Annotated in this window: 11 protein-coding genes; 8 read left to right on the forward strand and 3 right to left on the reverse strand. The window is 61.0% G+C overall.

Annotated elements, in window-relative coordinates:
* Positions 1-56: 56 nt before the first annotated feature.
* Together ACM6J5_RS06195 and ACM6J5_RS06200 are read right to left on the reverse strand one after the other, a co-directional pair.
* Entirely contained in the window at positions 57-1706 is a 1650-nt protein-coding gene (locus tag ACM6J5_RS06195) for an acyl-CoA dehydrogenase family protein (RefSeq protein ID WP_150672683.1), read from the reverse strand.
* A gap of 74 nt (positions 1707-1780) precedes the next feature.
* Positions 1781-4165 carry a 7TM diverse intracellular signaling domain-containing protein gene (locus ACM6J5_RS06200; protein ID WP_414928018.1) on the reverse strand — a complete coding sequence of 795 codons (2385 nt, stop codon included), beginning with the start codon at positions 4163-4165 and terminating at the stop codon, positions 1781-1783.
* A gap of 304 nt (positions 4166-4469) precedes the next feature.
* Here ACM6J5_RS06200 and ACM6J5_RS06205 point away from each other — a divergent pair, with 304 nt between their 5' ends.
* The 4 genes from ACM6J5_RS06205 to ACM6J5_RS06220 all read left to right on the forward strand — a co-directional run bounded on the left by ACM6J5_RS06205 (position 4470) and on the right by ACM6J5_RS06220 (position 8014).
* Complete coding sequence (locus tag ACM6J5_RS06205; RefSeq protein ID WP_095941999.1) at positions 4470-5267, forward strand: hydroxymethylpyrimidine/phosphomethylpyrimidine kinase; 798 nt, start codon at positions 4470-4472, stop codon at positions 5265-5267.
* Between the two features lie 31 nt (positions 5268-5298).
* Positions 5299-5922, forward strand: a complete 624-nt coding sequence (thiE, locus tag ACM6J5_RS06210; RefSeq protein WP_095941998.1) for a thiamine phosphate synthase — start codon at positions 5299-5301, stop codon at positions 5920-5922.
* 28 nt (positions 5923-5950) lie between these two features.
* Entirely contained in the window at positions 5951-7234 is a 1284-nt protein-coding gene (gene hemL, locus ACM6J5_RS06215; protein WP_414928019.1) for a glutamate-1-semialdehyde 2,1-aminomutase, read from the forward strand.
* A 225-nt stretch (positions 7235-7459) separates the two neighbouring features.
* Positions 7460-8014: a tetratricopeptide repeat protein gene (locus ACM6J5_RS06220; protein ID WP_095941997.1), complete on the forward strand. Its 555-nt coding sequence runs from the start codon at positions 7460-7462 to the stop codon at positions 8012-8014.
* 124 nt (positions 8015-8138) lie between these two features.
* Here ACM6J5_RS06220 and ACM6J5_RS06225 read toward each other — a convergent pair whose 3' ends face one another.
* Positions 8139-8468 carry a DUF1820 family protein gene (locus ACM6J5_RS06225; protein WP_008052403.1) on the reverse strand — a complete coding sequence of 110 codons (330 nt, stop codon included), beginning with the start codon at positions 8466-8468 and terminating at the stop codon, positions 8139-8141.
* A 136-nt stretch (positions 8469-8604) separates the two neighbouring features.
* Between ACM6J5_RS06225 and miaB the strand changes: the two genes are divergently transcribed.
* From miaB to ACM6J5_RS06245, 4 genes are all read left to right on the forward strand, one after another.
* Entirely contained in the window at positions 8605-9933 is a 1329-nt protein-coding gene (gene miaB, locus ACM6J5_RS06230) for a tRNA (N6-isopentenyl adenosine(37)-C2)-methylthiotransferase MiaB (RefSeq protein ID WP_150672681.1), read from the forward strand.
* Positions 9934-10148: 215 nt separating this feature from the next.
* On the forward strand, positions 10149-11156 hold the full coding sequence (locus tag ACM6J5_RS06235; protein ID WP_095941995.1) for a PhoH family protein: 1008 nt from the start codon (positions 10149-10151) through the stop codon (positions 11154-11156).
* Positions 11149-11643 carry an rRNA maturation RNase YbeY gene (ybeY, locus tag ACM6J5_RS06240; protein WP_095941994.1) on the forward strand — a complete coding sequence of 165 codons (495 nt, stop codon included), beginning with the start codon at positions 11149-11151 and terminating at the stop codon, positions 11641-11643. The genes ACM6J5_RS06235 and ybeY overlap by 8 nt, the downstream gene beginning before the upstream one ends.
* A gap of 5 nt (positions 11644-11648) precedes the next feature.
* A complete protein-coding gene (locus ACM6J5_RS06245) occupies positions 11649-12488 on the forward strand; it encodes an HlyC/CorC family transporter (protein ID WP_008022962.1) in 840 nt (279 codons plus the stop codon).
* The last annotated feature ends 8 nt before the right edge of the window (positions 12489-12496 follow it).

A 12496-nucleotide genomic window follows, 5' to 3' on the forward strand; every position in this document is an offset into this window, starting at 1 on the left:
ACACAAATGTTGAATGTTACTCCGTCATCGCGAGCAGGCTCGCTCCTACAGGTTCTTTACAGTGCTTGCGGAGTCGAGCGGGCGACAATGGCTTCCACGTCCAGGCCGCGCGGCAATGCGCCGTACACCCGGCCGCCGCCATCCAGACGACTGGTAATAAACGCATCACTGACCACCGCATTCCCGGCTTCCAGCAACAGCTTGGCCTGCAACCCCAGCGCAATGTCCTCGGTCAACTGCCGGGCACGGTACTGAATGTCGCTGGTGTCCTTGAAGGCCGCCTGCAACTGATTGATGTGCGCAGCCAGACGCTTGTCGCCATGGCCATCGCCCAACTCGCTGAACAGCGCATCGAGCACACCCGGTTCTTTCGACAGGGCACGCAGCACATCCAGGCATTGCACGTTGCCGGAGCCTTCCCAGGTCGAATTCACCGGCGCTTCACGGTAGAGGCGCGGCAGGATGCTGTCTTCGACATAACCTGCGCCGCCCATGCATTCGGCCGCTTCGTTGATCATGGCCGGCGCCCGCTTGCAGATCCAGTATTTGCCCACCGCCGTCACCAGCCGAGCGAATTTGGCTTCCTGCGAATCGTCCAGATGATCAAGCGCCCGGCCCATGCGCAGGCTCAAGGCCAAGGCGGCTTCGCTTTCCAGCGCCAGATCCGCCAGCACGTTCTGCATCAACGGCTGTTCGCTGAGCAGTTTGCCGCCCACCGAACGGTGAGCGCAGTGATGGCTGGCCTGGGTCAGCGCCTGACGCATCAGCGAACTGGAGCCGACCATGCAATCGAAGCGGGTCATGGCGACCATCTCGATGATCGTCGGAACGCCACGGCCCTCTTCACCGACCATCCATGCCAGTGCGCCACGGAACTCCACTTCACTGGAGGCGTTGGAGCAATTGCCGAGCTTGTTCTTCAGGCGCTGGATGTAGAACTGATTGCGCGTATCGTCCGGACGATGGCGCGGCAGCAGGAAACAGGTCAGGCCCTTGTCGGTCTGCGCCAGGGTCAGGAAGGCGTCGCACATCGGCGCCGAGCAAAACCATTTGTGCCCCACCAGTTCATAAGCCTGGCCCGGACCGCTGGCACCGACCGGATACGCCTTGGTGGTATTGGCCCGCACATCGGTACCGCCCTGCTTCTCGGTCATGGCCATGCCGATGGTGACCCCGGCCTTGTGGGCCATGCCGACATTGCGCGGGTCGTATTCGGTGGCGAGGATTTTCGGCAGCCACTTTTCCGCCAGGTCTGGTTGCAGCCGCATGGCCGGAACGCTGGCGAAGGTCATGGTCAGCGGGCAGCCGCTGCCGGCTTCGGCCTGGCTGTGCAAGTACGTCATGGAAGCGCGGGCCACGTGGGCGCCGGACTGCGGATGAGCCCAGGGCAATGAGGTCAAGCCGTGCTCAACCGCCGTGCGCATCAGCTCGTGATAGGCCGGATGAAATTCCACCAGGTCGATGCGATGACCAAACCGGTCATGGCTGTTGAACACCGGCTTGTTCTGATTGGCCAGGAACCCGGCCTCCATCAACGGGCCACCGGCCAGCGCGCCATAGGCGTCGATCCGCGATTCGGCCCAACCGGCCCCGAACCGCCGCGACCACTCCTGCAACGGCAAGTCGATGCGGTACAGGTTGGCGCCGTCCAGTGACGGAGGCTGGTTGGTGACTTCGTGGGTTTCGGCGAACTGATGCAGGTTCATGACAGGGCTCCTTTGGTCGGCCAAGGGACTTCAGTTAAGCACCGCCCCTCGGCCGATCAAAGTGTCATATCCGCCTAACTGTCGGCGCTTTCGCCCTGTTGTGAGCAGAGCACGCGGCGGTAGAGAGCGGCCTGCAAGTCTTCGAATTTCACCGGTTTGTTCAAGTGATCTATCACCGCGCCGGTCGGGCAGCGCTCACGGTCACCGCCCAGGGCGATCAGGAACAACGGCAGTTCGGCATAACCGGGTAACGCGCGGATCCGGCAGCACACCGACTCACCGTCCTGCGGTGGCAACTGACAATCGACCAGCACCGCGTCAAACACTTCGCGCCGCAAGAGACCGAGCGCGGCATCGACGCTGTCGGCCGTACGTACGCGAAAGCCCAGCTTGAGCAACATGCCGCGCATCACCAACTGGCTGATGCCGTTGTCATCCACCAACAGCACGGCACAATCCTGAGGCAAGCGCAGGCGCGGAAAATCCCTGGTCATCAACGGCGTCACCGGACGCTCGGCCAGCGGCAGCCCGACTTCCACATCCAGCTGAAACCGGCTGCCGCGTCCTGGCTCGGAGCGATGAGTCAGGCGTCCACCGAGCAATTCGACCAACTGTCGGCAGATCGCCAGGCCAACCCCCAGGCCACCGTATTCACGGGTCATCGAGCCGTCGAGCTGGAAGAAGCGTTGATACATCGTGGCCTCCCCCAAATCGGTGAAGCCAATGCCCGTGTCGATCACTGCAAAGGTCAAGGCCAGACGGTCGGGCTCAATGGCCTTGCCGCTCACCCGCAGGGCCAGGCCGCCGACCCTGGTGAACTTGATGGCGTTATCCAGCAGGCATTCCAGGCACTGCGCAATCTTGACGTTATCGCCGTGCAAGCGATCCGGCACACCTGGCGCGACATCGACCTTGAAGTCCAGCGACTTGCTCGACGCGTTGCCCTCGAACTGCGTGCGCAGAGCCTCGACCACGCCACGCAAGCTGAAGGTGTCGGCCGAGGCCTTGAGTTTGCCGGCCTGCAATTCGGTGAGGGTGAGGATGCCGTTGACCATGCGCATCATGTCCCGGGCCGATCCAGACGCCGTCTGCTGATACTGCTCAAGCTCCGGGTCCATCTCGACCGTCTGCATCAGTTCCAGCGAACCGATCACACCGTTCATGGGCGTGCGCAATTCGTGGGTCAGGGTGGCAAGGAACTCGTCCTTGAGCTTGTTACTGCGGGCCAGTTGCTGGTTGAGGACTTCAAGCTTCTGGCTGGCGTCGAACAGGGTTTGAGCCTGCTGCTCGCGCATGGCGTTGATGCGGTCGGCCAGCGCCAGGGACAGCAGCGCCACTTCGATGGCCGAGCCGATCTGGCTGGAATACATGGTCAGGAACACGTTCGGCAAGTACCCCAGCACCATCAGCGTATTGATGATGCCGCCGAGCAAAAACGCCGACCAGGCAATGATGAAATACCGCGCCACCCGCAGCCCTCGCAGCCAGGCAAAGATCCCGGCGGCAAAAATCACCACGGTGAACGTCAGCGCCAGGGCCGTGGCCAGGCGCAGGGCCAGGGCGTAGCTGGTCATCAATGATAGGCCGACCACCAGCGCACTGAAGGCAACCAGCGCCAGCAACAGGCGGTCAAGCCAGCGACTGTGGGTAGCCATTTGCAGGAAACTGCGGGCGAACTGACTGCCGAACAGCCCCGCACAACCGATGAAAAACGGCGTAGCGGCGTTGGCCCACCATGGATTGTCCGGCCAGAAATACTGCACCGCCGCACCGTTTACCGACAGCTGATACAAGCCGAACGAGGCGATATAGAAGATGTAGTAGAGGTAACTGGTGTCGCGCACGCTGAGGTAGATGAACAGGTTGTAGACCAGCATTCCCAACAGCACCCCGTAGATCAGCCCCAGTACGTAGAGGCGCACGGGCTGCTCTTCGAGGTAGGCGGTGCTCGACCACAAGGTGACGGGCGCCTGGATCGAGCCTTCGCTTTGCAAGCGCATGAAAACGGTTTCGGCCTGGTCCGGCTTGAACGTCAGGTCGAACAGATAGTTATTCTGACGAATCTCGCGGCTGGCGAAGGGCAAGGCATCGCCGGTCTGACTGACCAACTGATAGTTGCCCGCCGCATCCGGCAAATAGAGATCGAGACGATCGAGGGGCGGATAGGCCAGTTCCAGCAGCCAGGTCCTTTGCGCCGCCGGATTGGCCGGACGGTAATGCAGGTCGATTTTCAGCCAGAACACCGAACGTGAGTACCCGGCGTTGAGCGTGTCCTTGTGGTGCGGTTTGAAGTTGCCGGCCGCCGCTTGCGCACGGATATCCGCGATAGTCGCCTGACCACCTGCATCCTCATAGACCTGCAGGGTTCGACCCAAGGGGAGGCTTTGAGTGAACTCGTCGAACTCGACGGCGTTTGCCAGGAGGGGCAAACACAACAGCAACATCAGCAAATAGCGCATTGAAGCCCCAGCGTGGCCTGTCCGGTTCTGTCAGGAAGCCCCCCATTCCTTTTGAGCAGACGTAAAACCGGCATCACCTGTTATTGGTTTGGATCCACTCTAGCATAGCCGCTGATGGCCATTGAATACCATTGAAATTTTTCATGAAAAGGCTCTAGGACGGGCATTTCAGCGACACCACTGAACGATTATCAATGGCAAAAAAATCACCATGGCGAGGGGGCAAGTCCCCCCACCACAATGTATCGACCAAACACACCGCCACAACACCCGAAAAACAGGTTTGGTGGTAAGCTCGCGCACCATGAATATCTACAGTTCTCGCCCCGTTGTCCTCTGTCTCTCCGGCCACGACCCAAGTGGTGGCGCCGGCTTGCAGGCAGATATCGAAGCCCTGCTCGCTCAGGGTTGCCATGCGGCTCCGGCCGTCACCGCCCTGACCGTGCAAGACACCGTCAATGTCACGGACTTCCGCGTCCTGGACCGTGAGTGGGTACTGGCCCAGGCCAATGCCGTGCTCAACGATTCCGAAGTCGCGGCGGTCAAGCTGGGCATGCTCGGTTCTCTGGAAATGGTCGACACCGTGGTCGAACTGCTTTCGGCGCACCCGCACTTGCCGGTGGTCTGCGACCCGGTGCTGCGCGCCGGCGGCGGCGGACGCCTGGGCAAGGATGAAGTCGGCTACGCCATGCGCGAACGCCTGCTGCCCCTGTCGATCATAGCGACCCCCAACCTTCCCGAAGCCCGTATCCTCGCCGAACTGCCCGACGGCACCGCGGACGAGTGCGCTGAAAAACTCCTGCCGTTCGTCAAACACCTGCTGATCACCGGCGGCCATGGCGACGAAACTGAAATCCACAATCGCCTGTACAGCCGCGATGGCCTGCGCGAAACCTATACCTGCCAGCGTTTGCCGGGCAGTTATCACGGTTCCGGATGCACCCTGGCCAGTGCCCTGGCCGGTCGTCTGGCCCAGGGCGAAAACCTCGCCAGTGCCGTGCAGACCGCGCTTAACTACACATGGCGCACCCTGCGTGATGCCGAGCAACTGGGCAAAGGCCAGTTCGTGCCGCGCCGCTTGCCACTGGATTTCTGTTCGTAACTTCTCTTTGTAATGCGGTGAGGCTTGTCCGATGAAACTACGTGGCCTGTACGCCATTACCGACAGCCATTTGCTGGACGGTAAGTTGCTCAAGTACGTGGAGGCGGCGCTCGAAGGCGGCGTCACCTTGCTGCAATACCGCGACAAGAGCAGCGACGACGCCCGTCGCCTGCGTGAGGCCGAAGCCTTGCGCGGGTTGTGCGAACGCTACAAGACGCAGTTGATCATCAACGACGACGCCGAGTTGGCGGCACGCCTGAACGTGGGCGTGCACCTGGGCCAGACCGACGGCCCGCTGACTCCGGCCCGCGCACTGCTCGGGCGCCAGGCGATCATCGGTTCAACCTGTCATGCGCAGCTCGAACTGGCCGAGCAGGCCGCCAAGGAAGGTGCCAGCTATGTCGCCTTTGGCCGCTTCTTCAACTCCAACACCAAGCCCGGCGCCCCGACCTGCAGCCTCGACCTGCTCGACCAGGCCCGCAAGCAGTTGCACTTGCCGATCTGCGCGATCGGCGGCATCACCCTGGATAACGCCGCCCCGCTGGTGGCCCATGGCGTCGATCTGTTGGCGGTGGTGCATGGCCTGTTTGGCGCCGAGAGCACGGCTGAGGTCACCCGCCGCGCCCGCGCCTTCAACGAATTGTTTTCTATTTAAGCTTTAAATCTGATTTGAGAGCCCGATCATGTCTCGTTCCGAAACCCTGTTTGCCAATGCCCAGAAACACATTCCCGGTGGCGTGAACTCGCCGGTTCGCGCGTTCAAAAGTGTCGGCGGCACTCCGCTGTTCTTCAAACACGCCGAAGGCGCCTACGTCACCGACGAAGACGACAAGCGCTATGTGGATTACGTCGGTTCCTGGGGTCCGATGATTCTCGGCCACAGCCACCCGGACGTACTGGACGCCGTGCGCAAGCAGCTTGAGCACGGCCTGTCCTACGGCGCCCCGACCGAGATGGAAACCCAGATGGCCGACCTGGTCTGCTCTCTGGTGCCGTCGATGGAAATGGTGCGCATGGTCAGCTCCGGCACTGAAGCGACCATGAGCGCCATTCGCCTGGCCCGTGGCTTCACAGGCCGCGACAGCATCATCAAATTCGAAGGCTGCTACCACGGTCACTCCGACAGCCTGCTGGTCAAGGCCGGTTCCGGCGCACTGACCCAGGGCGTACCGAGCTCGGCCGGTGTACCGGCGGCATTCGCCAAACACACCCTGACCCTGCCGTTCAACGACATCGACGCGGTAGAAACCATGCTCGCCGAAGTCGGCCAGGACGTGGCCTGCATCATCGTCGAGCCAGTAGCCGGCAACATGAACTGCGTGCCGCCGGCACCGGGTTTCCTCGAAGGCCTGCGGACCCTGTGCGACAAGCACGGCGTGGTGCTGATTTTCGACGAAGTGATGACCGGTTTCCGAGTCGCCCTCGGCGGCGCCCAGGCGTACTACGGCGTGACGCCGGACCTGACCACCTTCGGCAAGATCATCGGTGGCGGCATGCCGGTCGGCTGCTTCGGCGGCAAGCGTGAAATCATGCAGCGCATCGCCCCACTGGGCCCGGTCTACCAGGCAGGCACGCTGTCCGGCAACCCGCTGGCGATGGCCGCCGGCCTGACCACACTGCGCCTGATCAGCCGCCCGGGCTTCCACGCCGAGCTGACCGACTACACCACTCGCCTGCTCGACGGCCTGCAACAGCGCGCCGATGCGGCCGGCATTCCGTTCGTGACCACCCAGGCCGGCGGCATGTTCGGCCTGTACTTCAGCGGTGCCGACGATATCGTCACCTTCGATGACGTCATGGCCAGCGACGCAACCCTGTTCGGTCGTTTCTTCCACCTGATGCTCGAAGGTGGCGTGTACCTGGCACCGAGCGCATTCGAAGCCGGTTTCACTTCGATCGCCCACGGCGAAGCTGAACTGAAGCTGACCCTGGACGCCGCCGAGCGCGCCTTCGCGGCCTTGAAGTAACGCTCAAATGCTGACGCTGGCCCTTGCCAGCGTCGGCTTTCGCCTGCATTCCCACGTTTTTTCCTGCTCCTCTGCTGATAATCCCCCGCAAAGTGGGTGATAAATTTCCCGCGCAGCAGAAAAACGAGTAAAGACTTTGTAAGGTTGGCCCTGCTTATTTCATAATGCGCGCTTATTGGATCCCCTCGATGGGTCCGCGCGCCCTTCAGAGGTAAGTCGATTCCCATGAACCGCACCGGCCGCACCCTTGCACTGGGCTGCCTGTTGCTTCTTCAGCCCCTGCTCGCGCACGCACAAGCAGGCGGCAACTCGTTGTTAATCCCAGCGATGGGTCGCTGCACCCTCAATACCCAGCCGCAAGACCTGGAACAGGCGCTCACCGCCTGCCAGAAAGCGTCGGAAGAAGGGGATGCGCAAGCGCAATACGAGTTGGGTGAGTTCTACTACGAAGGCAAAAACACGCCGCGCGACCTCAATCAAGCCCTGAGCTATTTCGAAAAAGCCTCGCTGCAAGGCCACGCCCAGGCACAATTCAAACTCGGCACCATGTTCTTCCACGGCGAAGGCGTGCCGGCCAATAACGTTCAGGCGTACATCCTGCTGAAGATGGCGGCGGTCAATGGCGCCGAAGAGGCCCTGGACACCGCCGACGAAGTCACCGAAAAGATGCCCCGCGAAGAGCTGGAGCTTGCTACCCAGGTGCTCGGGCAAATCTTCCGTAAATACTTGATGGAACTGCAGAGCGCTGACGGGCGTACGCCGTTCGCGCCACTGCCCTGATTCTTGGCTTGATCTGACTGGCCCCATCGCGAGCAAGCTCGCTCCTACACTGGAACCTCCAAACACTGAAGACCAACTGTAGGAGCGAGCCTGCTCGCGATTGGGGGTGACTAGGTCTCGCGACTTACTTCTCAGGCATCGGCATCGGAAACGGCATGACATTGCCGACCGCGCCACGGGCTTCGCTGATTTTCGGTGTTCCCATACGCTCGACTTCGTCGATACGCACGATCGAATGCATCGGCACAAAACTGCGCACCACGCCTTCGAACTGAGCCTTGAGTTTTTCTTCGCTCGGATCGACGACCACTTGCGTGCGCTCGCCAAAGACGAACTCTTCCACTTCCAGAAAGCCCCACAGATCACTTTGATAGATCTGCTTGGCGTACATTTCGAACACCTGGCCCTGGTTGAGGAAAATCACCTTGTAGATTGGAGCTTCACGTTTGGTCATGGCGGGCGAGCAACACATCGGGGGATAAAAATGAGGGCGCGAACTATAGCATAGCCATTGGACGCGCAGCGGTAGGAACCTGGGTACATGTTCCCTATAATGCGCGGTTCTTTGAATCACGTGATGACTCTATTCCATGGCCAAGAAGCTTTACATCGAAACCCACGGTTGCCAGATGAACGAGTACGACAGCTCGCGCATGGTCGATCTGCTGGGCGAACATCAGGCCCTGGAAGTCACCGCCCGCGCTGAAGACGCCGATGTGATCCTGCTCAACACCTGCTCGATCCGCGAACGTGCACAGGACCGTGTCTATTCCCAGCTCGGCCGCTGGCGCGAACTGAAGCTGGCCAACCCTGACATGGTGATCGCCGTCGGCGGTTGCGTGGCCAGCCAGGAAGGCGCCGCCATCCGCGATCGCGCGCCGTACGTCGACGTGGTCTTCGGCCCGCAGACTCTGCACCGCCTGCCGGAAATGATCGACGCCGCGCGCATCACCAAGCTGCCGCAAGTCGACGTCTCGTTCCCGGAAATCGAAAAATTCGACCATTTGCCCGAGCCCCGCATCGACGGCCCGAGCGCTTACGTGTCGGTGATGGAAGGCTGCAGCAAATACTGCACCTTCTGCGTGGTGCCCTACACCCGTGGCGAGGAGGTCAGCCGGCCGTTCGACGATGTGCTTGCCGAGATCATTCACCTGGCCGAAAACGGCGTGCGGGAAGTGACGCTACTGGGGCAAAACGTCAACGGCTATCGCGGGACTACTCACGATGGGCGCCTGGCCGACCTGGCCGAGCTGATCCGCGTGGTCGCTGCGGTCGAGGGCATCGACCGCATCCGTTACACCACGTCGCACCCGCTGGAATTCTCCGACAGCCTGATCCAGGCCCACGCCGACGTGCCGGAACTGGTCAAGCACCTGCACTTGCCGGTGCAATCGGGCTCGGACCGCATCCTCGCCGCGATGAAGCGCAACCACACCGCGCTGGAATACAAATCCAAGCTGCGCAAGCTGCGCGCCGCCGTGCCGGGAATCTGTATCAGCTCGGACTTCATCGTCGGCTTCCCCGGCGAGACCGAGAAAGATTTCGAACAAACCATGAAGCTGATTGCCGACGTCGGCTTCGATTTCTCCTACTCGTTCGTCTACAGCCAGCGTCCGGGCACTCCGGCCGCCGACCTGGCGGACGACACCCCGGAAGATCTGAAGAAAGAACGCCTGAACGCACTGCAACATCGCTTGAACCAGCAAGGTTTCGAGATCAGCCGACAAATGGTCGGTTCGATCCAGCGGATCCTGGTGACCGATTACTCGAAAAAAGACCCGGGCGAGCTGCAAGGCCGGACCGAGAATAATCGTATCGTCAATTTCCGCTGCGACAATCCGACCCTGATCGGCCAGTTCGCGGATGTGCACATCGATGCCGCGCAGCCGCACTCGTTACGGGGTTCGCTGATCCAATAACACCGAAGATCCCTGTGGGAGCGAGCTTGCTCGCGATAGCGTCAGGCCGGACAACTCATTTATTGAATGTCAGGCCGTCATCGCGAGCAAGCTCGCTCCCACAGGGGCCGCGCCAGACGCAAGGATCGGATTGCAATATTTAAGAGCTTTCGCACCCACGCCACTGGCGCTATCCTTGATTCATCACTATTGCCCCAGGGCGGCTAAATACGACCTTGAACGCACCCATAGAACCACATCGTTTCATCCTCGAGCCTTTTGAAGCTCGTCGCTTCGCCAATCTGTGCGGGCAATTCGACGAGCACCTGCGCTTGATCGAACAGCGCCTGACCATTGAGATCCGCAATCGCGGAAACCAGTTCGAGCTGATCGGCGAACCCAAACACACCACCTCCGCGGAAAACCTCCTGCGCCGCCTGTACCGGGAAACCAAGGGTACCGAGCTGTCGCCGGACATGGTGCACCTGTTCCTGCAGGAATCGGCCGTCGAGCAGCTGGACAACCACTCCCCCGCCGAACCGTCCGTGGCCTTGCGCACCAAGAAAGGCATGATTCGCCCACGCGGCTTGAATCAAGTGCGCTACGTGAAGGAAATCCTCGGTAACGATATCAACTTCGGCATCGGCCCGGCCGGTACCGGCAAGACCTACCTGGCCGTGGCCTGCGCGGTGGATGCACTGGAGCGCGAGCAGATTCGCCGCATCCTGCTGGTTCGTCCGGCGGTCGAAGCGGGTGAAAAACTCGGCTTCCTGCCCGGCGACCTGTCGCAAAAAATCGACCCGTACCTGCGCCCGCTCTACGACGCGCTTTACGAAATGCTCGGCTTCGAATACGTCGCCAAGCTGATCGAGCGCCAGGTGATCGAAGTCGCGCCGCTGGCCTACATGCGCGGCCGTACGCTGAACAACAGCTTCATCATTCTCGACGAAAGCCAGAACACCACGGTCGAACAAATGAAGATGTTCCTGACCCGGATCGGCTTCGGTTCCACGGCCGTCATCACCGGGGACATCACCCAGGTCGACCTGCCACGCGGCACCAAGTCCGGCCTGCATCACGTGATTGAAGTGCTCAAGGATGTACCGGGGATCAGCTTCACCCATTTCCAGCCCAAGGACGTCGTGCGCCATCCACTGGTGCAGCGCATCGTCGAAGCCTATGAGCGCTTCGAAACCAAAGCGGCCGAAGATGCCGCCGCCAAGGATAGCCGCCGCGATGCTTGAGCTTGACCTGCAAATCGCTACCGAAGCCTGCGCCCCCGGCGAAGCGGAGTTCCGCCAGTGGTGCGAACTGGCCCTGCGCCAGCGCACCGCCGACTCGGAGATGACCATTCGTCTGGTCGACGAAGCCGAAGGGCGCGAGCTGAATCACACCTGGCGGCAAAAGGACTACGCAACCAACGTCTTGTCATTCCCGGCCGACGTGCCGGATGAGTTCCTCGACATCCCGCTGCTGGGCGATCTGGTGATCTGCGTAGCCGTGGTCGAGCGCGAAGCCGCTGAACAGGGCAAGGCACTCAAGGCCCATTGGGCGCATCTGGTGATTCACGGCTGCTTGCATCTGCTTGGTTACGACCATATTGATGACGAGGAAGCCGAAGAAATGGAAGCACTGGAACGAACGTTGCTTGCAGAACTGGGCTTTCCCGATCCGTACGCGGACGACGAAACCGACGCACTCCCTACCGAAACAACAAAGGATTCAGAGTAATCGCTATGAGCGAAGATCGATCGAGCAACGGGCAGAAGTCATGGCTGGGGAAGCTCACCCAGGCTTTTGCCCACGAGCCGAAAAACCGCCAGGAGCTGCTGGAGCTGCTGCGCGATGCACACCAGAACAAACTGCTGGACAGCGAAGCGCTGGCCATTGTCGAAGGCGCCATCCAGGTGGCTGACTTGCAGGTCCGGGACATCATGGTCCCGCGCTCGCAAATGGTCAGCATCAAGGCGACCCAGACACCCCGCGAGTTCCTGCCTGCCGTGGTCGACTCGGCCCACTCCCGCTACCCGGTGATCGGCGAAAGCCACGATGACGTGATGGGCGTGTTGCTGGCCAAGGACTTGCTGCCGTTGATCCTCAAGGAGAACGGCGACAATTTCAACATCAAGGACCTGCTGCGCCCGGCCACCTTCGTGCCGGAATCCAAGCGCCTTAACGTGCTGCTGCGCGAATTTCGCGCCAACCACAACCACATGGCCATCGTCATCGACGAGTACGGTGGCGTGGCAGGCCTGGTGACCATCGAAGACGTGCTGGAACAGATCGTCGGCGACATCGAAGACGAACACGACGTCGAAGAAGACAGCTACATCAAGCCGCTGCCCAGCGGTGATTTCCTGATCAAGGCCCTGACACCGATCGAGAACTTCAACGAGTTTTTCGACAGCGAGTTCTCCGACGACGAATTCGACACCGTTGGCGGCCTGGTGATGAGCGCGTTCGGGCATTTGCCAAAACGTAACGAAATCACTGAAATCGGCCCGTACCGCTTCCGCATCCTGAACGCCGACAGCCGTCGGATTCACTTGCTTCGCCTGACGCCCATTGCTCGCTAAGGATTGAA

The organism is Pseudomonas sp. IT-P74, assembly GCF_949768175.1.
Lineage (GTDB): Bacteria > Pseudomonadota > Gammaproteobacteria > Pseudomonadales > Pseudomonadaceae > Aquipseudomonas.